The 21,163-nt window shown below is 71.1% G+C and carries 21 protein-coding genes; 3 read left to right on the plus strand and 18 right to left on the minus strand.

Going from position 1 to position 21,163, the window contains the following annotated elements; translation table 11 throughout:
• Positions 1–64: 64 nt before the first annotated feature.
• From ligA to AB0I18_RS19020, 5 genes are read right to left on the minus strand one after another with little or no spacing between them, the layout of a single operon-like run.
• The gene (gene ligA / locus AB0I18_RS19000) at positions 65–2,275 is read right to left on the minus strand and encodes an NAD-dependent DNA ligase LigA (RefSeq protein WP_363106652.1); all 2,211 of its coding nucleotides are present in this window, start codon (positions 2,273–2,275) and stop codon (positions 65–67) included.
• 15 nt (positions 2,276–2,290) lie between these two features.
• Positions 2,291–3,298 (minus strand): methionine synthase, encoded by a 1,008-nt coding sequence (locus AB0I18_RS19005; protein WP_363106653.1) that lies wholly within the window; start codon positions 3,296–3,298, stop codon positions 2,291–2,293.
• Between the two features lie 31 nt (positions 3,299–3,329).
• Entirely contained in the window at positions 3,330–4,028 is a 699-nt protein-coding gene (locus tag AB0I18_RS19010; protein ID WP_363106654.1) for an SDR family oxidoreductase, read from the minus strand.
• A 7-nt stretch (positions 4,029–4,035) separates the two neighbouring features.
• Complete coding sequence (locus AB0I18_RS19015; RefSeq protein WP_363106655.1) at positions 4,036–4,575, minus strand: TIGR00730 family Rossman fold protein; 540 nt, start codon at positions 4,573–4,575, stop codon at positions 4,036–4,038.
• A 29-nt stretch (positions 4,576–4,604) separates the two neighbouring features.
• Positions 4,605–5,417, minus strand: a complete 813-nt coding sequence (locus AB0I18_RS19020) for a class I SAM-dependent methyltransferase (protein ID WP_363106656.1) — start codon at positions 5,415–5,417, stop codon at positions 4,605–4,607.
• A gap of 102 nt (positions 5,418–5,519) precedes the next feature.
• Here AB0I18_RS19020 and AB0I18_RS19025 point away from each other — a divergent pair, with 102 nt between their 5' ends.
• Positions 5,520–5,843: a DUF427 domain-containing protein gene (locus AB0I18_RS19025; RefSeq protein ID WP_363106657.1), complete on the plus strand. Its 324-nt coding sequence runs from the start codon at positions 5,520–5,522 to the stop codon at positions 5,841–5,843.
• Between the two features lie 52 nt (positions 5,844–5,895).
• Here AB0I18_RS19025 and mnmA read toward each other — a convergent pair whose 3' ends face one another.
• Positions 5,896–7,026, minus strand: coding sequence for a tRNA 2-thiouridine(34) synthase MnmA (gene mnmA, locus AB0I18_RS19030; RefSeq protein ID WP_363106659.1), 1,131 nt, complete (start codon positions 7,024–7,026; stop codon positions 5,896–5,898).
• A gap of 60 nt (positions 7,027–7,086) precedes the next feature.
• Between mnmA and AB0I18_RS19035 the strand changes: the two genes are divergently transcribed.
• A complete protein-coding gene (locus AB0I18_RS19035; RefSeq protein WP_363106660.1) occupies positions 7,087–7,791 on the plus strand; it encodes a peptidoglycan recognition family protein in 705 nt (234 codons plus the stop codon).
• Between the two features lie 21 nt (positions 7,792–7,812).
• Here AB0I18_RS19035 and AB0I18_RS19040 read toward each other — a convergent pair whose 3' ends face one another.
• The 3 genes from AB0I18_RS19040 to AB0I18_RS19050 all read right to left on the minus strand — a co-directional run bounded on the left by AB0I18_RS19040 (position 7,813) and on the right by AB0I18_RS19050 (position 9,538).
• On the minus strand, positions 7,813–8,982 hold the full coding sequence (locus AB0I18_RS19040) for a cysteine desulfurase family protein (RefSeq protein ID WP_363106661.1): 1,170 nt from the start codon (positions 8,980–8,982) through the stop codon (positions 7,813–7,815).
• Positions 8,983–9,042: 60 nt separating this feature from the next.
• Entirely contained in the window at positions 9,043–9,312 is a 270-nt protein-coding gene (locus AB0I18_RS19045) for a DUF4190 domain-containing protein (RefSeq protein ID WP_363106662.1), read from the minus strand.
• A gap of 61 nt (positions 9,313–9,373) precedes the next feature.
• Positions 9,374–9,538 carry a hypothetical protein gene (locus AB0I18_RS19050; protein WP_363106663.1) on the minus strand — a complete coding sequence of 55 codons (165 nt, stop codon included), beginning with the start codon at positions 9,536–9,538 and terminating at the stop codon, positions 9,374–9,376.
• Positions 9,539–9,657: 119 nt separating this feature from the next.
• Between AB0I18_RS19050 and AB0I18_RS19055 the strand changes: the two genes are divergently transcribed.
• Entirely contained in the window at positions 9,658–10,275 is a 618-nt protein-coding gene (locus AB0I18_RS19055; protein ID WP_363106664.1) for a TetR family transcriptional regulator, read from the plus strand.
• Here AB0I18_RS19055 and AB0I18_RS19060 read toward each other — a convergent pair.
• From AB0I18_RS19060 to AB0I18_RS19100, 9 genes are all read right to left on the minus strand, one after another.
• Positions 10,244–10,927: an ATP-binding protein gene (locus tag AB0I18_RS19060; protein ID WP_363106665.1), complete on the minus strand. Its 684-nt coding sequence runs from the start codon at positions 10,925–10,927 to the stop codon at positions 10,244–10,246. The two genes, AB0I18_RS19055 and AB0I18_RS19060, sit on opposite strands and share 32 nt — an antisense overlap.
• A gap of 138 nt (positions 10,928–11,065) precedes the next feature.
• Positions 11,066–12,034, minus strand: a complete 969-nt coding sequence (locus tag AB0I18_RS19065; RefSeq protein ID WP_363106666.1) for an MEDS domain-containing protein — start codon at positions 12,032–12,034, stop codon at positions 11,066–11,068.
• Between the two features lie 105 nt (positions 12,035–12,139).
• Positions 12,140–14,431 (minus strand): LuxR C-terminal-related transcriptional regulator, encoded by a 2,292-nt coding sequence (locus tag AB0I18_RS19070; RefSeq protein ID WP_363106667.1) that lies wholly within the window; start codon positions 14,429–14,431, stop codon positions 12,140–12,142.
• 275 nt (positions 14,432–14,706) lie between these two features.
• Positions 14,707–15,702: a YafY family protein gene (locus AB0I18_RS19075; RefSeq protein WP_363106668.1), complete on the minus strand. Its 996-nt coding sequence runs from the start codon at positions 15,700–15,702 to the stop codon at positions 14,707–14,709.
• Positions 15,703–15,769: 67 nt separating this feature from the next.
• A complete protein-coding gene (locus tag AB0I18_RS19080; protein ID WP_363106669.1) occupies positions 15,770–16,630 on the minus strand; it encodes a thioesterase family protein in 861 nt (286 codons plus the stop codon).
• A gap of 60 nt (positions 16,631–16,690) precedes the next feature.
• Entirely contained in the window at positions 16,691–17,353 is a 663-nt protein-coding gene (locus AB0I18_RS19085) for a trimeric intracellular cation channel family protein (RefSeq protein WP_363106670.1), read from the minus strand.
• Positions 17,354–17,486: 133 nt separating this feature from the next.
• Positions 17,487–18,965: a dipeptide ABC transporter ATP-binding protein gene (locus AB0I18_RS19090; RefSeq protein ID WP_363106671.1), complete on the minus strand. Its 1,479-nt coding sequence runs from the start codon at positions 18,963–18,965 to the stop codon at positions 17,487–17,489.
• A gap of 14 nt (positions 18,966–18,979) precedes the next feature.
• On the minus strand, positions 18,980–20,077 hold the full coding sequence (locus AB0I18_RS19095) for an ABC transporter ATP-binding protein (RefSeq protein WP_363106672.1): 1,098 nt from the start codon (positions 20,075–20,077) through the stop codon (positions 18,980–18,982).
• On the minus strand, positions 20,074–21,072 hold the full coding sequence (locus tag AB0I18_RS19100) for an ABC transporter permease (protein WP_363106704.1): 999 nt from the start codon (positions 21,070–21,072) through the stop codon (positions 20,074–20,076). Before AB0I18_RS19100 ends, AB0I18_RS19095 begins: the two co-directional genes overlap by 4 nt.
• Between the last annotated feature and the right edge of the window lie 91 nt (positions 21,073–21,163).

The following is a 21,163-nucleotide window of genomic DNA, read 5'->3' on the forward strand; positions in this document are numbered from 1 at the left end:
GGTATGCGCCGAACGGGTGGTCTTCAACCCCCCACGCCTCCGCCGCTCCTCCGCTGCTCCTCGATTACTCCTCGATCGGAAGCGCGACTTCGGCGGCCGCTTCCGGTCCTTGTTCGAGCAGGACGGCGAAGCCCTCTTCGTTCAGAACCGGCACCTTCAGTTGCATCGCCTTGTCGTACTTCGATCCGGGATTGTCACCCACGACGACGAAAGATGTCTTCTTCGAAACCGAACCGGTCACTTTCGCTCCCCGGCTCTGCAGTTCCTCTTTCGCTCCGTCGCGAGTGTGATGCTCCAGGGTGCCGGTGACGACGAGGGTGAGCCCTTCGAGCGGGCGGGGTCCCTCGTCCTCCCCTGAGCTCTCCTCCTCCATGCGGACACCGGCGGCCTTCCACTTGCGGAGGATCTCCTGGTGCCAGTCCACCGTGAACCACTGCTTCAACGAGGCGGCGATGGTGGGCCCGACGCCCTCGACGGCGGCCAGCTCCTCCTCCGTGGCCTGCTGGATGCGGTCGATCGAGCGGAACTCGCGGGCCAGTGCCTCGGCCGCGACCGGGCCCACATGCCGGATCGAGAGGCCGGTGATGATCCGGGCCAGCGGGCGCTCCTTGGCGGCCGCGATGTACTCCAGCATCGCGAGCGCGTTCTTCTTGGGCGCGCCCTCCTGGTTGGCGAAGACCGTGGCGACCTTCTCCTCGCCCGTCTTCGGGTCCCGCTTGGGCAGTCCGCTGTCCTGGTCGAGGACGTACGCCTTGATGGGCAGCAACTGCTCGATGGTCAGGTCGAAGAGGTCGCCCTCGTCCCCGAGGGGCGGCTCGGCGGGCTCCAGCGGCTTGGTCAGGGCGGCGGCCGCCACGTATCCGAAGTTCTCGATGTCCAGGCTCTTGCGTCCGCCGAGATAGAAGAGGCGCTCGCGCAACTGGGCCGGGCAGGTGCGGCCGTTGGGGCAGCGCAGGTCGATGTCGCCCTCCTTGGCGGGCGCCAGCGGGGTGTCGCACTCGGGGCACTCGGCGGGCATCACGAACTCCCGCTCGCTGCCGTCGCGCAGGTCGACGACCGGGCCGAGGATCTCGGGGATGACGTCACCGGCCTTGCGCAGCACCACCGTGTCCCCGATGAGGACGCCCTTGGCCTTGACCACGTCCTGGTTGTGCAGCGTCGCGAACTCGACCTCGGAGCCGGCCACGGTGACCGGCTCCACCTGCGCGTACGGCGTGACGCGGCCCGTGCGGCCCACGCCCACCCGGATGTTGACCAGCTTGGTGTTGACCTCCTCCGGCGCGTACTTCCACGCGATCGCCCAGCGCGGGGCGCGGGAGGTCGAGCCGAGGCGGCCCTGGAGGGGGATCTCGTCGAGCTTGACGACCACGCCGTCGATCTCGTGCTGCACGGAGTGGCGGTGCTCTCCGTAGTACTCGATGAACTCCCGTACCCCGTCGAGGTCGTCGACCACCTTGCTGTACGGAGTCGTCGGCAGGCCCCATGCCTTCAGCAGGTCGTAGGCCTCCGAGAGACGGCTCATGCCGTTGAAGCCCTGCAGCGCGCCGATGCCGTGCACGACCATGTGCAGCGGGCGGGTCGCGGTGATGCGGGGGTCCTTCTGGCGGAGCGAACCCGCCGCCGCGTTGCGCGGGTTGGCGAAGGGCTTGTCGCCGGCCTCCACCAGACGGGCGTTGAGCTCCTCGAACTTCTCCATCGGGAAGTAGACCTCGCCGCGGATCTCCACGAGGTCCGGGATGCGGTCGCCGCTCTGGAGGCGGTCGGGGATCTCCGCGATCGTCCGCACGTTCGGCGTGATGTCCTCGCCCGTGCGGCCGTCGCCGCGGGTCGCCGCGCGCGTGAGGCGGCCGTGCTCGTACGTGAGGTTGACCGCGAGGCCGTCGACCTTCAGCTCGCACAGGAAGTGGTGGTCGGAGGTGCCGACCTCCTTGGCGACGCGGTCGGCCCAGCCGGCCAGCTCCTCGTCGTCGAAGGCGTTGTCGAGGGAGAGCATGCGCTCGCGGTGCTGGACGGCCGTGAACTCCGTCTCGTACGCCCCCGAGACCTTCTGGGTCGGCGAGTCGGGGGTGCGCAGCTCCGGATACTCGTCCTCCACGGCCTCCAGCGCGCGCAGGAGCTTGTCGAAGTCCGCGTCGCTGACGACCGGCGCGTCCTTCACGTAGTACCGGAAGCGGTGCTCCTCGATCTGCTCAGCGAGCTGCGCGTGCTTCTCCCGTGCCTCGGCGGGCGCGGGTTGTCCAGCCGAGGCAGTCTGTGCGTCCTTGTCGCCGGCCACCGTATCGTCCTCCCGTTACTCTGGGTTGTCCGCGAGTGATCTCGCCGCCCGGGCGCAGTGGGCCAGCGCCCGGCGTGCGTACTCAGGGGAAGCGCCCGCGAGTCCGCACGCCGGAGTGACCGTGACCGCGTCCGTGAGAAGCCCCGGACTCAGCCCCAGCCTGCGCCACAGCGACCTGACACCCATGACGCTACCGGCAGGGTCTGACAATGGGCTGTCCGTGCCGGGCACGACACCGGCGAAGAGCTTCGTGCCCCCTTCCACCGCTTCCCCGATCGTGTCGTCGTCACGCTCGGTGAGGAGCGCGAAGTCGAAGGAGACCGCGGCCGCACCCGCCCTGCGCAGCAGCGCGAACGGCACGTCGGGCGCGCACGAGTGCACCACCACGGGTCCGCCGCGGTGCACCCCGATGACGTCCCGCAGCACGGCCTCGACCGCCTGCCGGTCCACGGGGCCGTGGGTCCGGTAGCCGCTCGCGCTCCTCACGTGCCCGCGCAGGACGGCGACGAGGGAGGGCTCGTCGAGTTGCAGCACGACGTCGGCTCCCGGCACGCGCCGCCGCACCTCGTCGAGATGCGTCCGCAGCCCTTCGGCGAGCGACCCGGCGAGGTCCCGGCGGGCGCCGGGGTCGGAGAGCACCACCTCGCCGTTCCTCAGCTCCAGGGCGGCGGCCAGTGTCCAGGGCCCCACGGCCTGCACCTTCAGCGGTCCCTCGTACCCCTGGGTGAACTCCTCCAGGGCATCGAGGTCTTCGCCGAGCCAGGACCAGGCCCGCTTGGTGTCACGCCCCGGCCGGTCGCCGATCCGCCAGCCGCTGGGTTCCACGCGCGCGTACACCTCGACGAGCATTCCGGCGGTCCGCCCGATCATGTCGGCCCCCGGGCCGCGGGCGGGCAGTTCGGGCAGGTACGGGAAGCCCTCGACGGATCCGGTGACCGTCCTGGCCGCCTCGCGGATGTCCCCGCCCGGCATGGATCCGACCCCGGTCGCCGGCCCGAACCTGAACACGCTGTTTTCGCTCACCCGGGCAGCCTACGGAATGGTTCCGCTGAGGTCAGCGGCCCGGTCGCACCGTCAGGTCGTTGACCTCGGCGTCCCGGGGCAGGTCGAGCGCCATCAGGATCGTCGTCGCGACGGACTCGGGGTCGATCCACTGCGAGGCGTCGTACTCCTTGCCCTCCTGCTGGTGGACCTTGGCCTGCATGGGACTCGCGGTGCGGCCCGGATAGACGGAGGTGACACGGACGCCGTTCGCGTGCTCCTCGTGGCGCAGGGAGTCGGCGAGGGCCTTCAGACCGTGCTTGGAGGCCGCGTACGCGGACCATTCGCGGCCGGCGTTGAGACCCGAGCCGGAGTTGACGAAGAGCACATGGCCCTGGGCGACCCGGAGTTGGGGCAGGAAGTGCCGGGTCAGCTCGGCGGGGGCGATCAGGTTGACGTCGAGCTGGTGGCGCCACGCCTTGGGAGTCAGCTCGCCGACCGTGCCGAGGTCGATGACGCCCGCGATGTGCAGCAGGGAGTCCACCCGGTCGGGCAGCGTCTGGTGCGAGAACGCCCAGGAGAGCCGGTCCGGGTCAGCGAGGTCGCCGACGAGCGTCCGGGCCCCGGGGAACTCGGCGGCCAGTGCCTTCGCGCGGCCCGCGTCGCGCGCGTGCAGCACGAGTTCGTCCCCGCGCGCGTGCAGACGGCGGGCGACGGCCGCGCCGATGCCGGAGCCCGCCCCGGTGATCACATGTGTAGCCATACCCTTCATGCTCGCATCACCGGGTGCCCTGGCTCTCCTCCAGGTAGGCCAGCGCCCCTACGGGCTCCTCCGCGAAGAACACCAGGTCGGTGAGGGGACGCGGCAGGAAGCCCTCGTCCTCCATGCGCCGGAACTGCTCCTTCAGGCCGTCGTAGAAACCCGCCGTGTTGAGCAGGACGACCGGCTTGTCGGTGTGCCCGTGCTTCTTCAGCTCCAGGATCTCGGTCGCCTCGTCCAGCGTCCCCGTACCACCCACCATGATCACGACGGCGTCGGCCTTCTCCAGGAGCAGCGCCTTGCGCTCGGCCAGGTCGCGCGCGATGACCATCTCGTCGGCGCCCGGCCGGGCCTTGGCCGCCAGGAACTCCACGGAGACGCCCAGCAGATGCCCGCCCGCCTCCTGCACCCCGTCGGCGACGACCTTCATGAGCCCGACGTCGGAACCGCCCCACACCAGGGTGTGCCCGCCCTTGCCGAGCAGCTCGGCGAACTCGCGGGCGGGGCGCGTGTAGCGCTCGTCGAGGTCGGCGGCGGAGAGGAAGACGCAGATATTCATGGCCTACACGCTACTGGCCTGCTCCGACATCACGAGCCGGTTCCGACGTCACGGGCGGGCTCCGGCATCGCGGTCACCCGCATCTTGGACTGGCGGTGCGGCAGGGCCTCCCAGTCGTCCATGAAGCGGGCCGACAGGCCGTGTTTCGCGGCGAGTTCGACGAGCGTCCGGGTGCGGTAGTAGAAGTCCTCGTGCAGCACCTGGTGTTCCGTGCCCTCGGTCCGGTCGAAGGTGAAGTCGAAGAACCCGCCGGGCGCGAGGACCCGGCCGACGTGCGCGAAGCACTCCTCGATGACGTGCGGCGGCGAGTGCGAGAACACGCTGTGCGCGTGCACCACGTCGAAGTGCCCGTCGGGCAGGAAGGCGAAGGTCAGGTCGTCGGTGAGCGTCAGGTGCGGCAGCTTGGCCTGCAGGTCCTCCCGTACGAGGGTGTCCTGGGCGGCGATCAGGATGTCCGGCGAGATGTCGATCCCGTAGTAGTGGCCGCTCTCCAGGTAGTCGATGAACAGCCGCCCGGCGCGCAGGTTCCCGCAGCCGATCTCCAGCATCCGGTGCTCCGGCTTCAGACCGTGCCGCACCAGGTAGTCGAACTGCATCCGGCCGATCTGCGTCCACCGGTCCCGGGACGGATTGTGGCCCACCGCCGCCTCGGCGGAGCGCGCGGCGTCGGAGGCCATCACCGCCCGGTAGTACGCGATGTGGTCGTGGCCGTATCTGAGCCGCAGCAGGGCGTCGCGCGCGGCCCGGCGCACGTGCGCGGGCACCTTCCTGGGGTGCCGCAGGGCGTAGCGCGCCTGGTGGGCGAGGCTTCTGCGGTTACGGGTCGGACTCGCGGCTCCCATGAGGACCTCCGCCGGAATCAAGCCATGAGGAAGAGCGGGAAGAACACGACAGCAGCGTGCGCTGTACCCGGCGAGACCGCTACCCGAGGAGGCCGAAAAGCCGTGACCCAAGGCCACCGCATCACCATCGAGCAGGGCACCGAGCACGTCCGTGTCGTGCACGGCGACCAGGTGCTCGCGGAGAGCACGCGCCCGCTGCTGCTGCGCGAGACGGGCCTGCCCGTGCGCTACTACCTCCCCCCGGAGGACGTACGCCTCGATCTGCTGACCCCGTCGGACACCCACACCCACTGCCCGTTCAAGGGCGACGCGTCCTACTGGTCGCTGCCGGACGCCCCGGACCTCGTCTGGACGTACCCCGACCCGAAGCCGGAGGTCGCCGAGATCAAGGACCACCTGTGCTTCTACGGAGTAGAAGTCGTCTGAGTCCAGGACCGGGACAGGAAGCCCCTGTCAGGAGGGCCTCAGACGGAGGACCTCAGACCGACGCGGCGGCCGTCCGCGCGGTCGTCGCGATCGTCGCCGAGCCCACCACCCGAGTGTCGTCGTACAGGACGATCGCCTGGCCGGGGGCAACACCCCGGACGGGCTCGGTGAACCGCACCCGGAGTTCGCCGTCGACGAGCTCCGCCGCCACCTCGGTCTCGCCCCCGTGCGCGCGCAGCTGGGCCGTGTACGTGCCCGGTCCTGTCGGGGCGGCGCCGCACCAGCGGGGCCTGATCGCCGTCAGGGCGTCCACGTCGAGGGCGGCGGCGGGGCCCACCGTCACCGTGTTGTCGACCGGCGAGATGTCGAGGACGTAGCGCGGCTTGCCGTCCGCGGCGGGGGTGCCGATGCGCAGCCCCTTGCGCTGGCCGATCGTGAAGCCGAACGCTCCCTCGTGGGTGCCGAGGACCTCGCCGGACTCGTCGACGATGTCGCCCTCCGCCTTGCCCAGCCTGTTCGCCAGGAAGCCCTGGGTGTCGCCGTCCGCGATGAAGCAGATGTCGTGCGAGTCCGGCTTCTTGGCGACGGCCAGGCCGCGGCGCTCGGCCTCCACGCGGATCTCGTCCTTGGTGGTGACCGTGTCGCCGAGCGGGAAGAGGGCGTGCGCGAGCTGACGGCCGTCCAGTACGCCCAGGACGTACGACTGGTCCTTGGCCATGTCCGAGGCGCGGTGCAGCTCACGCGTGCCGTCCTCGTTCACGATCACCTTGGCGTAGTGCCCCGTGCAGACCGCGTCGAAGCCCAGGGCGAGGGCCTTGTCGAGCAGGGCCGCGAACTTGATCTTCTCGTTGCAGCGCAGGCAGGGGTTCGGGGTGCGCCCGGCCTCGTACTCGGCGACGAAGTCCTCGACCACGTCCTCTCGGAAGCGCTCGGCGAGGTCCCACACGTAGAAGGGGATGCCGATGACGTCCGCGGCGCGGCGGGCGTCGCGCGAGTCCTCGATGGTGCAACAGCCGCGCGCGCCCGTGCGGAACGATTGGGGGTTCGCCGAGAGGGCGAGGTGGACACCGGTCACGTCGTGTCCGGCTTCCGCGGCGCGGGCCGCGGCGACGGCGGAGTCCACGCCGCCGGACATGGCGGCCAGTACGCGGAGGGGGCGGGGGCGCTGCGAGATCTCAGTCATAACCCTTCAAGGGTAAGGGTCCGCGGGAACCGAAGCCCGCGGGTATCCGTTCACGACTACATGCACGATCAGGTGGGGGAGACGTCGAACGACTCGGACCGGCGCATCGGGCGCCGTGCGCTGCTCATCGGCGGGGCGGCGGCCGCGGTGGGCACGGCCGTGCTGGCCCGTGACGAGCTGGGGCGCCTGTGGTGGCGGCTGCCGAGCGTGGACAAGCCGCGCAAGGAGGGCGAGGTCGACTACCGCGGTGCGCGCTGGGTGGCGGCGTCCCCGGCGAACTGGCGGATGGCGGACCGGCCCGAGGACTACGGGATAGACCGCGTGATCATCCACGTCACGCAGGGCAGCTTCAAGAGCGCGGTGAAGGTCTTCCAGGACCCCGGCCACGGCGCCGCCGCGCACTACATCGTCCGCAAGGACGGTCACATCACGCAGATGATCCGCGAGCTGGACGTGGCCTTCCACGCGGGCAACCGCGACTTCAACGAACGCAGTGTCGGCATCGAGCACGAGGGCTTCGTGGACCGGCCGCAGGACTTCACGGACGCGATGTACGAGGCGTCGGCGCGCCTGACGGCACGCGTGTGCGCGCGGTACGACCTACCCGTCGACCGGGAGCACATCATCGGCCATGTCGAGGTGCCCGGCACCGACCACACGGACCCTGGGCCGCACTGGGACTGGGACCGGTACATACCGCTGGTGCGGAGGGCGGCCGAGCAGGCGGCCGCCACCGGGTCGGCGACGCCCACGGGCAGCGCCTAGCCGACGCGCCGGGCGCGGGTCTCAGCTCAGCCCCGCGTTGCGGGCGCGCTCCACCGCCGGGCCGATCGCCCTCGCCACCGCCTCGACGTCCGTCTCCGTGGAGGTGTGGCCGAGGGAGAAGCGCAGGGTGCCGCGGGCCAGGTCCGGGTCGGTCCCGGTGGCGAGGAGGACATGGCTGGGCTGGGCCACGCCCGCCGTGCAGGCGGAGCCCGTGGAGCACTCGATGCCCTGGGCGTCCAGGAGCAGGAGCAGCGAGTCGCCCTCGCAGCCGGGGAACGTGAAGTGCGCGTTCGCGGGCAGGCGGCCCGCGCCGGCGGGGTCGCCGCCGAGGATGGCGTCCGGGACGGCCTTGCGTACGGCGTCCACCAGGTCGTCGCGCAGTCCGCCGATCTCGCGGGCGAACCACTCGCGCTCCTCGGCGGCGGTCCGGCCCGCCACGGCGAACGCGGCGACGGCGGGCACGTCCAGGGTGCCGGAGCGCACATGGCGCTCCTGGCCGCCGCCGTGCAGGACGGGTACGGGGCTGTACTCGCGGCCGAGCAGCAGCGCGCCGATGCCGTACGGGCCGCCGATCTTGTGCCCTGACACCGTCATCGCGGCGAGGCCGGAGGCCCCGAAGTCCACCGGGATCTGGCCGAAGGCCTGGACCGCGTCGGCGTGCAGCGGGATGCCGAACTCCCCTGCCACGTCCGCCAGTTCGCGGACCGGCATGATCGTGCCGATCTCGTTGTTGGCCCACATGACCGTGGCCAGGGCGACGTCGTCGGGGTTGCGGGCGATGGCCTCGCGCAGGGTTTCGGGGTGGACGCGGCCGTACGGGTCGACCGCGAGGTACTCGACCGTGGCGCCCTCGTGTTCGCCGAGCCAGTGGACCGCGTCGAGGACGGCGTGGTGCTCCACCGGGCTGGCGAGGACCCGGGTGCGGGCCGGGTCGGCGTCGCGGCGGGACCAGTACAGGCCCTTCACGGCGAGGTTGTCGGCCTCGGTGCCGCCGGAGGTGAAGACCACCTCACTGGGGCGCGCGCCGAGGGCGTCCGCCAGGGTTTCGCGGGCTTCCTCGACCGTCCGGCGGGCGCGGCGGCCGGCGGCGTGCAGGGAGGAGGCGTTGCCGGTGACGGCGAACTGGGCGGTCATTGCCTCGACCGCCTCCGGAAGCATGGGCGTGGTCGCGGCGTGGTCGAGGTAAGCCATGGTGAGCCGATTCTACGGGCCCGGTCCCGACGGCTTCGGCCGGTGGGTTCGGCGTCGGCCTCAGAAGCTCCACGACAGCGTGTTGTCCGCCGACATGAAGGCCGCCAGGACCAGCAGGTCGGCGACGCCGAGGCCGAGGCCGAGGAAGGCGCGGCCGCGGCGCGCGGTGCCGCGGTAGAGCGCGATCGAGGCCAGCGTGATGGCGACGGGGCCGAGGAAGAGGTTCAGGGCCAGGAGGCCGACGAGGCCGAGGATGAAGGACGCGACGGCCATGCCATCGGCGTCACGGACGGTGCTCCGGCGCCGCGGGGCGGCGGTCGTGAGTTCCATGATTCTGCTCCCAACAGGCGGTCGTACGTGGTCGGTCGGTGTTCAGCGGTCGATGTCTCGGTCAGTTGCTGGTGCCGCGTCGGCGGCCGTGGCGCTCGCGGGCCGCGAAGACGGCCAGCCAGACACCGATGACGGCGGCGGCGACGAGGGAGAACGAGAGCGGCGCGTGGGCGACGGTGCCCAGCATGACGCCCAGCAGCATGAGGGCTGCGACGAGGAACAGCATGAGATACCTCTCCTGGCGACAACTCGGTGAACGCTTGTGGTTACAGTTGTTCACTGACTCTTGAGTCTAGCGCGTTCGACGGCTTTCCAATTCCGGAGAACAGTTGTTAACTGCATGGCATGAGTCACATTCTCGGCGTCCGGCAGGTCCAGAAGCAGAAGACCCGACAGGCGCTCCTGGACGCCGCGTTGAGCCTGCTGGAGGAGCAGAGCCTGAGCAGCCTGGGCCTGCGCGAGGTCACCCGGGCCGTCGGTGTCGCCCCGACCGCCTTCTACCGGCACTTCCACTCGACGGCGGATCTCGGCGTCGTCCTGGTCGAGGAGGCGCTCGGCAGCCTGCACCCGATGATCTCCGGCACGGTGTCCGCGGACGGCGACAGCGACGAACGCATAGCGCGTGCCGTGTCCCTGATCGCCCGTCACGTGCGGGAACACCCCGCGCACATCCGCTTCATCGCGCGCGAGCGCAACGGCGGCGTGCAGAAGGTCCGGGCCGCGATCGCCGAGCAACTGGACCGGTTCACCGACGAGGTGAAGGCCGCGCTGGCCGAGGACCCGGAGTCGGCCGGCTGGAGCGACGACGACCTGCTGATGCTGGCCGGCCTCTACGTCGACCAGATGCTGATGACCGCCAGCACCTTCCTGGAGTCGTCCCCCGAGGAACAGGACCAGGTGGCCCTGGTGGCGACCCGCCGGATGCGGCTGATCAGCATCGGCCGCCGCCACTGGCTGGGCTGAGCCCCGGCCCTGCCCTGCCCTGCCCCTCCCTGCCTCCGGTGTCTTCGGCCGTACCCGGGGACCGGGGCCGAAGACCGTCCGGCCAAGGGCGGGCGCCGCACCACGGGTCCGTCCCGTTCCGGTCTCCCGCTTCCGCCGGGCCGTCTCCCCCGTCGTCCGGCGCGGTGGTCGCCAGCTCGAACCAGACGCCCTTGCCTTCGCCGTGCTCCATGACGCGGCACCCCCACCGGTGGGAGAGCGCGGCGATCAGGAGCAGACCACGACCGCCCTCGCCGTCCGCGGCGCCGTCGATGCCGTCGATGCCGTCGATGCCGTCAGTGTCCGCCGCAGCGTCGCCAGTGGCCGGTTCACCGCCGTCGCCCCGGCGCGGCAGCACCGGGAAATCCCGCCGTTCGTCCGCCACTTCGCAGCGCAGCGCGTCGGAGCCCAGTGTCAGGGTGAGCCGGAAACGGCCGCCGGCGTGCACGATCGCATTGGTGGCGAGCTCACTGACCAGCAGCTCCGCGGTGTCCGTCTGGTCCTGGATGCCGTAATCGGCCAGCCACTTGCGGACTATGCTCCGGGCCTCGCGAACCGAGGACCTTCCAGGACCGAGGATCGCTGTGTAACTGCCGCCCGCGGGCGGCAGGCCGCGCGAATGGGCGTTCGGCATGGTCTCTTCCCCTTCGGCCCTGGGGCCCGGCTGTTCCGAAGGCGGGACCTTCGTCGGTCCCGCACAGGAGTCAACCGTGCACCTGCCGCCCCCTTCGAGGCGCGGGGGGAACTACCCGGATTTCCACCCGCGGGTCCGTCAACCGACGGACGCGAGAGCCGTCTCCATCCGGATGCTCCATCCCTCCCCGCCGGACTCGCGGGACCGCATGTCCACGAACTCGCAGACCTGGCGGGTGTTCCAGAGGCCGTCCTCCGGCCGCGCCTCGGGGCCCGGCGGCCGGAAGCCGAGGAACGGGTCGGTGATGCGTCCGCGTGAGGTGCGCAGTTCGCAGACGATGCGCTCCCGGGTCGACCACAGCAGCAGGCGGGCCTGCTCGCAGCCCTGGCCCACCGCGTAGTCCGCGGCGCCGGACACGGCCTCCCCGAAGCGTTCGGCCCGCTCGGCCGCCATCCCGCGGGTCACCGCCTGTTCCGCCGCGAACCGGCGGCCCGCGGTCATGTCGCCGACGAGTCCGACCCCGGCCGTGTCCGGCGGCGGCGCGGGCAGCGGGCCGGTCTCCAGGGCCGCGTAGACGGCGGGTTCCGTGTACAGCGGGCTGGGCCGGACACCCTGCCGGTCCCGTTCCGTCGGGTGGGTACGCCGGGCCGCTTCGATGACGGCGGGAGGGGCGGTGCGGGTGTCGTACAGGCACATCAGCTCGGGGGGAAAGCCGGTGAAGAGTTCGGTCACCAGTGCCTCGTACCGCTGCCACTCGGTGGTCTGGCGGGCCGAGCGGCCGTCCCAGAGCGGTTCGCCGGTCATGTGGATCCGGCCGGTGGGGCCCGCGTGCGCGGCGTAGTAGTCGAGAGCGACGACCAGGTCGTTCGCCGGTGTGCCGCGGTACCAGTGCGCGGACTCGTGGAAGTCCACGTGGCGGGCGTCGGGGCCGAGCGCGTCCCGCAGCAGGCCGAGCTTGCGTGCGGTGCTCATCGCCATCGGGTCCGGTTCGTCCTCGGCGGCGATGCCCTCGCGGAGAAACGGCACCACCACCGCGAGGAACTCCTCGTCACTGGAGTGGATGCCCACATGGTGCCTGGCGCACATGCCGGGTTGCTGGTGATCCATCTGCCTGCCTCGCTCTCGTGGTGACTGTTCCGATGTACCGACCGACTCTTCCCGTATGCCTTGCATGTCCTGTCAGTCGGTCGGTCGGTTCTTCCTGTGGCCGTTTCACGCGCGTACGTCGCGGCGCCCCTCGGCCCAGACGGCGACCTGGCTGCGCGAGGTGAATCCCAGCTTGCTGAGGATCCGTTCCACGTGGCCCTCCGCCGTGCGCCGTGCGACGACCAGCCGGTCGGCGATCTGCTGGTTGCTGAGCCCCTGGGCGATGAGCTCGGCGACCTCGGCCTCACGGCGGGTGAGCCGGCCGTCGAGCACGGGCCGGCCGGGGGTTTTCCGCTCTCCGAGCGCGTAGCCCACCGCCTCGTCGCAGGACAGCTCCAGGCCCTCGCGGTACGCGGTCTTGAAGGCACGGTCGCCCAGCAGCTCGCGGGCCTCCCCCTCGGCCACGGCACGTACGGGACCGTGGGACTCGGTGTCGGGGACGGCACTGACGGTGTCCTGCCAGATCCGCCGGGACGCGCCGAGCAGGATGGCGGCGCGTCGGCCCTCGCCGTCCTGGACATGGACCGCGGCGAGCAGTTCCAGCGTCATGGCGATTCCGAACAGGTCGCCGACCACCCGTTTGAGCCGCAGGCATTCCTGGGCGTGGGTCCCGGCCGTCGCCCGGTCGCCCTTGGACCATTCGGCGAGGGCGAGAACGCGCAGCAGGTACGAGTGGATCCACTGCTCACCGTGCGACAGGCAAGTCTGCCGGAACTCCTCGCACAGGGCCATGGCTCGGTCGTACTCGCCCTGGAGGGTGAGCACGAAGGCCAGCTCCACGTACTTGAAGCCCACCAGGCTCATCAGCTCGCCCTCGACCGGCGGCCGGGAGATGGCCTCCTCGTACACGGCACGCGCCCCCGGATAGTCGCCGCTGAGCAAGGGGGCACCGCCCCGGGTGAAGAAGGTGTGCGCCGCCTCGGCCCGGTCGCCGAGGCGCAGGGCCAACTCGTACGACTCGTCCGCGAGCGGCGCCGCTCGCGCGGTGTCGCCCTGGCCCAGCAGCACCATGGCCAGTACCCACAGCGCCCGCGCCCGGGCACGGGTCGGCCGGGGCTCGGGCTCGGCGGCGAGCAGCCGGTCGAGCCAGTGCCTGCCCTCCGTCCAGGTCCCGCAGGCGATCCAGAAGAACCACAGGTGTCCGGCCGTCCGCAGCCCGGCCTGACCCTCGCCCGGGGTGCTCAGGCAGAAGTCGAGGGCGGAGCGGATGTTGTCCAGCTCGGCGTGCAGTCGCCGTGCCAACCGCGGCTGGTCGGGGCCGAACCACCGCTGCTCGCACTCCTCGGCGAGCCGCAGACACCAGTCGCGCGCCCGGCGTCTGGTCCACTCCTCCGCACCGGTGCCGCCCTCGCGGAGCTTGTCGAGCCCGTACTGCCGGATCGACTCCAGCATCCGGTACCGGGCGAAGAGGGCATCGCCGTCCCGGACCAGCAGCGACTTGTCGACCAGGCCGACGACGGCGTCCACGATCTCGTCGTGGCCGAGGCCGGGACCGGCGCAGACCTCCTCCGCCGCGTCCAGGTCGAAACCGCCGGCGAAGACCGAGGCGCGCGCCCACACCTCCTGCTCCTGCGGCGTGCACAGCTCGTGGCTCCAGTCGACGGCCGCCCGCAGGGTGCGGTGGCTGGACAGACTGTCCTCGTCGCCGGCCAGCAGCCGGTGGCGCCGGTCCAGCCGTTCGAGCAGTTGCTGTACGCCCAGGGTGCGCAGCCGCGCCGCCGCCAGTTCGATGGCGAGCGGCAGCCCGTCCAGCCGGTGGCACAGGGCGGCCACCACATCCTGGTTGTCCGCGGTGAGCGCGAACCCGGGCAGCGGGCCCGCGGCCCGGTCGGCGAAGAGCGCGAGCGCCGGATACTCCAGGGCGGGGTTCGGCGGCAGCGGCTCACCGGGAGAGGGCGTCGGCAGCGGTCGTACCTCCAGCACATGCTCGGCCGTCACGCCCAGCCGGTGCCTGCTGGTGGCCAGGACGCGTACCCGCGCGGTCTCCGCCAGCAGCGTTTCGACGAGCCGGGCGCAGGCGTCCACCAGGTGCTCGCAGTTGTCCAGGACCAGGAGCAGTTCCCGGTCCCCGAGCCGGTCGACCAGGGCCCGGACGGGCGAGCGGCCCGAACCGTCCCGGATGCCCAGCGCTTCGATCACCGCGAGGGGCACCAGCGACTCGTCGCGTACGCCGACCAGCTGGACGAGGTGGATCCCGTCGGGGTGGAGCCGTTCCAGCCGGGGCACGGTGTGCAGGGCCAGTCTGGTCTTCCCCACCCCGCCCGTCCCGGTCAGGGTCACCAGCCGGTGGGCGGCCAGCAACCGCTTCACCTCGGCGGTCTCCTGCCGTCGGCCGACGAACGCCGTCCTCCTCGGCATCGGCCCGACGGCCCCTCGCGCCAAGGCTCCGCTCACGATCGAACCCGCCTCCGAGTGCTCTGCCCAGTGCTGCGTCCGGTGCTCACCGCGGCGGGCAGGTCCCGGTGAGCAGGCACTCCGGGAACACTAGGGGCGACCTGCGGGCAAAACACCGCAAGCACGGTATTGACCACGGACAGCGCGCTTCCTGACAGAAAAATGCGCGGAGTTGCCAGAGCGGAGTTGCCGGTCAAGACCGCGCCCACCGGAAGCCGGGCCCCTCGCGGACACGGAATTCACCGGCGCCGGACGGTCCCGCCGGCCGTTCGGCCCGCGCCGCCGTACACCGCCATGACCGAAGCCGCCACCCGCGCCAGTTCCTCCCGTACCTCGGGCGGTGAGAGCACCTCCAGCCGGTCGCCGAAGGCGAGCAACGGCCGTGCCTCGCCGACGACTCCGTAGGTGAGCCGCGCGGTGACCCACGGGCTCTCCCCGTCGTCCTCTGGCGGCTCGGTGAGCGCGCCGCCGTGCAGGCGCAGGAACAGGTCGAAGCGGTCGCGCCGCACCCGCACCGTCAGGTCGATCCCGCCCGGCCGCTCCTCGACCTGACGCCGCAACTCCTCCCAGACGTCGGCGAGTTCGACGCCGGGACGGCGTCTGACCGGCGCTTCCGTGAGACGGGCGGACCGCACGCGGTCGGCCCGGAAGAGCCGCGGCCCGCCGCGCCGGTCGGCGACCAGGTACCAGATGCCCGCCTTGGAGACGAGCCCGTAGGGGTCCACGGTGTACGCGCGCGGCTCCGTGTCGCCGCTGTGGCGGTAGCTCAGCCGCAGCCGGCGGTCGGCGAACACCGCGTCCTGGAGCGTGGCCAGGTCGACCGCGGCCTGCGGGCCGCCCTTCCAGCGGGTGGCGTCGACGAGGATGCGCCGGCCGGCCTCCTCGGCGGCGGGCCGGTACGGCTCCGGCAGCGCGGCCATCACCTTGCGCAGCGCGGAACCGAGTGCCGCGTCCAGGCCGAGCGCGGCGTGCGCGCCCCGGGCGGCCAGGATGAACAGCGCGCGCGACTCGTCGGCGGTCAGTCCCGTGACGTCCGTACGGAATCCGGCGAGCAGCTCGATCCCGCCGTGCCGCCCGCGCTCGGCGTACACCGGGACGCCGGAGGACGACAGCGCCTCGACGTCCCGGTAGATGGTGCGCACCGACACCTCTAGGCGCTCGGCGAGTTCGTGCGCGGGCACCCGGCCGCGGGTCTGGAGCAGCAGGAGGATCGAGAGCAGCCGGTCGGACTTCACGCCCTCAGCGTACGAATCGGCCTCCCGTGCCCGGCATACGGATCGGCTTCCCCCGTCCGCGTGCGGATCAGCCGAGCCGCGCCCGGGCCAGCTGGCGGGACTGCGCGACCAGCCGGTCCTCGCTGTCCCACACCTCGGCGTCCTCCTCCAGGAAGCCGCCCGCGAGGTTGCGGGTGGTGATGGAGACGCGGACGGGTCCCGGGGCCGGGCGGCGGCGCACGTGCACGGTCAGCTCGACGGTCGGGACCCAGCCGGTCAGGCCGATCTCGAAGGCGGTCGGCGGCAGCGCGTCCACCGCGAGGAGCAGCGAGAAGGGGTCCTGGTCCCGGCCGTCGGCGAGGCCGAACCAGGCCCGCATCTCGCCCTTGCCGGACGGCGACCCGAGCGCCCAGCCCAGGGTGGCGGGGTCCAGCTTGAGCATCAGGCGGTCGGTGATGGCGGAGCTGCCGGGGACCGGGGCGGGACCGTCCTCGGGACCGAAGCACTGGTCCATCGGCGGGAACGCGGGCGGCTTCGCGCTCGTACGGACGTCGTCGGGCAGGCTGTCGAGGTCCCCGTAGGAGGCGAGCACGCGGATCCGCTCGACCTCGCGGCCCTCGTCGTCGTACTGGAACAGGGAGGCCTGGCCGGTGGAGAGGGTGCGACCGGTGCGTACGACGTCCGTGCGGACGACCGCCGGGCCCGGCTGGGACGCGGTCAGATAGTGCGCGGAGATCGTGAACGGGTCGGAGTGCGGCAGGGCGTCCGCGAGTGCGCGGCCGAGGACGGCCAGCAGATAGCCGCCGTTGACGGCGCTGATGATCGCCCACCCCGCGGAGAGGTCGATGTCGTATACGCCGGGCTCGCGTCGCGTGGCCGCGGTGTCGCGGTCGAACTCGCTGTCGCCGATCCTGGCCTGTACCGCGTGCGCGGATGCTGCTTCTGACATGCATGAACGGTACAACAGGAAATTACTAAGCAGTAGCTTTTGCTGTTTCGATCACGTGAATCAGTCCTCGGCCTCGACCGCCGTCGACCGCCGGTTCCAGGCCCGCGGCGCGCGCCAGTGGTACCGCATCGCGAGCAGCCGCAGCACGAACGCGGTCACGACGGCGAGCGCGGTGGTGAGGGTGGAGAGCATGTCGTAGCGGATGCACAGGACGATCATCGTGGCGCCGACGATCGCGGGTACGGCGTAGAGGTCGCGGTCCCAGCGCAGCAGCGAGGGGACCTCGTTGGCGAGGACGTCGCGCAGCACACCGCCGCCGACCGCCGTCGCAAGACCCAGGGCCGCCGACGCGGTGAGGCCGAGACCGTACTCGTACGCCTTCGTCGTGCCGGCCACGCAGAACAGGCCGAGTCCGGCGGCGTCGAAGACGTTCACGCCGGTCTGGATCCGCTCCACCTCCGGATGCAGGAAGAAGACCAGGAGCGCGGCCAGTAGCGGAGTGAGGAAGTACCCCAGGTCCGTGAACGCGGCCGGCGGTACGGCCCCGATGACCAGGTCGCGCAGCAGTCCGCCGCCCAGTGCGGTGACCTCGGCGAGGACGGCGATGCCGAAGACGTCGAAGTTCTTGCGGACGGCCAGCAGGGCGCCGGAGATCGCGAAGACGAAGATCCCGATCAGATCGAGCACATGCTGGACGGACGGGCTGAAGAGTTGTTCGAGCACCGGGACATTCTCACCCGGCGCCGGACACGCATCGAGCGGGAGAGCGCCTGACCTGCGCTCTCCCGCTCGGGTGCGGTGTGCTCGGATACCGGGTACCGGACACCCGGTGCCCGGTACCGCTCCGGTTCGGGGCCTACTTCTCGGTCGGCTCCGGACGGTCGGTGTCCGCCTCGGGCGTCCCCTCAGGTGTCCCCTCGGGCGACTCCGCGGAAGCCGCGGGCGTCTCGTTCGAGACCTCGGCGTCGGCCGCCGCGGCGCCCGGAGTCCCGGACTCCTCGGCCGCCTTGGTGACCGGCTTGTCCGCGACCTCGGCGACCGGCTCGTCCGGAACGTCGGCGTCCTTGGCGACCGGCTCGTCCGGGACGTCGGCGTCCTTGGCGACCGGCTCGTCCGGGACGTCGGCGTCCTTGGCGACCGGCTCGTCCGGGACGTCGGCGTCCTTGGCGACCGGCTCGGCGTCGGCCGCCGCGGCCTCCGCCGCCTTGGCCTCCGTCAGTTCGGCCGCCGTTCCCACGGCCACCAGGTCGACCGCGTCGCGCGCCGCCGTCAGCAGAACCGTGTCCTGCGGCTGCTGGTCCTCGAAGTTCTCCGGGTGGTGGCAGGCCACCTCCTGACCCGGCTTCAGCGCCACGAGCGGCGGCTCGACGGTCGTGCAGATCTGCGTGGCCTTCCAGCACCGCGTGTGGAAGCGGCACCCGGTCGGCGGCGAGATCGGCGACGGCACGTCGCCCTTGAGCAGGATGCGCTCGCTCTTGGCCGACCGGCGCCTGGGGTCCGGAATCGGCACGGCCGACATCAGCGCCTTGGTGTACGGGTGCATCGGCGCCTTGTACAGCGAGTCCCGGTCGGCCAGCTCGACGATCTTGCCGAGGTACATCACGGCGATACGGTCCGAGACATGGCGTACGACGGACAGGTCGTGCGCGATGATCACGTACGTCAGGCCCAGCTCCTGCTGGAGGTCGTCCAGCAGGTTCACGACCTGGGCCTGGATCGACACGTCGAGCGCGGAGACCGGCTCGTCCGCCACCACCATCTTCGGGTTGAGCGCGAGCGCGCGGGCGATACCGATGCGCTGACGCTGGCCGCCGGAGAACTCGTGCGGGTAGCGGTTGTAGTGCTCGGGGTTGAGGCCGACCACCGACAGCAGCCGCTGGACCTCCTTCTTGACACCGCCCTCGGGCGAGACGCCCTGGAGCTTGAAGGGGGCGCTGATGATCGTGCCGATGGTGTGCCGCGGGTTCAGCGACGAGTACGGGTCCTGGAAGATCATCTGGACGTCACGGCGCATCGGCCGCATCGCGCTCACACCGAGGTGCGTGATGTCCCGGCCCTCGAACTCCACGGTGCCCGCGGTCGGTTCGAGCAGCCGGGTGATCAGCCGGCCCATGGTCGACTTGCCGCAGCCGGACTCGCCCACGACGCCGAGGGTCTCGCCGGACTTGACCTCGAAGTCGATGCCGTCGACCGCCCGCACCGCACCGACCTGCCGCTGGAGCAGGCCTTTGCGGATCGGGAAGTGCTTCTGCAGCCCGGTCACCTTCAGCAGGGTCTCGCCGGGGGCGGCGTCCTTGGTGAGGGTCGCGCCGCCGCTCTGCGGGGAAGGGGTCACTGCTTTGTCCTCGCTCACAGCTTGGGCGCAATCTCTTCGGTCCAGATCCGCTCCCGCTGCTCCTGCGTCATGTGGCAGGCGGCCCAGTGCTCGCTGCCGACCTGCGACAGCTCGGGGCGGACCGTGCGGGTGACGTTGTCCTTGGGGACGTCCGCGTACGGGCAGCGCGGGTTGAAGGCGCAGCCCGACGGGATGTTGATCAGCGAGGGCGGCGAGCCCTTGACCGGGATCAGCCGTTCGGTCTGCTCGCGGTCCAGGCGGGGCATCGAGCCGAGCAGGCCCCACGTGTACGGGTGCCGGGGCTCGTAGAAGACCTTCTCGGCCGGACCGCGCTCGATGCAGCGGCCGCCGTACATCACCAGGATGTCGTCGGAGAGCTCGGCGACGACGCCCAGGTCGTGGGTGATGATGATGACTGCGGAGCCGAACTCCTGCTGCAGGTCCCGGATGAGGTCGAGGATCTGCGCCTGGACGGTCACGTCCAGGGCGGTCGTCGGCTCGTCCGCGATCAGCAGCTCGGGGTTGTTGACCAGCGACATCGCGATCATCGCGCGCTGGCGCATACCGCCGGAGAACTCGTGCGGGTAACTGTCGATCCGCTTGTCCGGCTGGGGGATGCCCACCCGGTCGAGCATCTCGATGGCACGCCGGCGGGCCACCTTCTTGTCGACCTTGTGGTGGATCCGGTACGCCTCCACGATCTGCTGGCCGATCGTGTAGTACGGGTGCAGCGCCGACAGCGGGTCCTGGAAGATCATCGCCATCTCGCGGCCACGCAGCTTGCGTACGTAGTCGGGATCGGCGGAGAGCAGTTCCGTGCCGTCGAGCCAGATCTCACCGGAGATCTGCGCCTTGCGCTTGCCGTACTGGCCGGCGGTGTGCAGGCCCATGATGCCGAGCGAGGTCACCGACTTGCCCGAGCCGGACTCGCCCACGATGCCGAGGGTCTTGCCCTTCTCCAGCGTGAAGCTGAGCCCGTCGACGGACTTGACCAGGCCGTCGTCGGTCGGGAAGTGCACCTTCAGGTCGCGGACTTCGAGGAAGGCGGAAGGGGCGGGCGAGTCCTTGACGGGCTCGCTCACGGCCGCTCCGCTCTTGCTGAGTTCGGTCATGAGAGCCTCACTCGGGGGTCGATCACGGCGTACAGCAGGTCCACCAGCAGGTTCGCGACGATCACCGCGAGCGAGGTGATCAGCGTGACTCCCAGGATGACAGGCAGGTCCTTGTCGCTGATCGCCTTGAGGACGGCCTGGCCGAGGCCGGGAAGGCTGAAGGTGGTCTCGGTGAGGATCGCGCCGCCGATCAGCGCGCCGAGGTCCATGCCGAGCATGGTGAGGATCGGCGTCATCGTGGAACGCATCGCGTGCTTGCCGATGACGACGGGTTCGGTCAGGCCCTTGGCCCGGGCGGTACGGATGTAGTCCTCGCCCAGGACCTCCAGCATGGTGGCTCTGGTGATGCGGGCGTACATCGCGGCGTAGAGGAAGGCGAGCGTGATCCAGGGCAGGATCATGCCGCCGAACCAGCCGGTGAAGCTCTCCTCCAGCGGCACGTACTGGGCGTCGAGCCAGCCCAGTCCGTAGCTGAAGATCGCCAGCGACAGCAGGCCGGTGAAGTAGATGGGGAGCGAGACGCCGCCGAGGGCGACGATCATCGCGCCGCGGTCCCAGAGCGAACCGCGCTTGAGCGCGGAGAGCACACCCGCCGCGACACCGAAGATCAGCCACAGGACGGCGGCACCGAGCGCGAGAGCCAGGGTCACTGGGAAGCGGTCGGTGAGCACCGGCCAGATGGCCTGCTCGTTACGGAAGGAGTAGCCGAAGCACGGCGCCGCGCACTCCGTGACGTCACCGCCGCCGGAGTAGGTACGGCCCGCGAAGAGTCCCTTGAAGAACTCCCAGACCTGGAAGAAGATCGGATCTGCCAGACCGAGCTTCTGCCGCACGGCCTCGATGGCCGCGGGGTCCGCCTGCTTGCCCACGAACATCGTGGCCGGGTCCACACCCGCCCAGCGGGGGACGAGGAAGAAGATGCCGAAGACCACCAGAATGATGACCACCAGCATCACTGCGGCGGCGAAGAGCCGCCTGATGAGGTATGCGAGCACTGCTCTCGGCCCGACGGCGGTGCCGCGGGCCACCGGAGGTTGTCCGGTGGCCCGCGGGTCACGCCGCGCCGGCCTTCACCTGCCTTTCGTG

It is taken from the genome of Streptomyces sp. NPDC050704, from assembly GCF_040654355.1.
GTDB lineage: Bacteria > Actinomycetota > Actinomycetes > Streptomycetales > Streptomycetaceae > Streptomyces.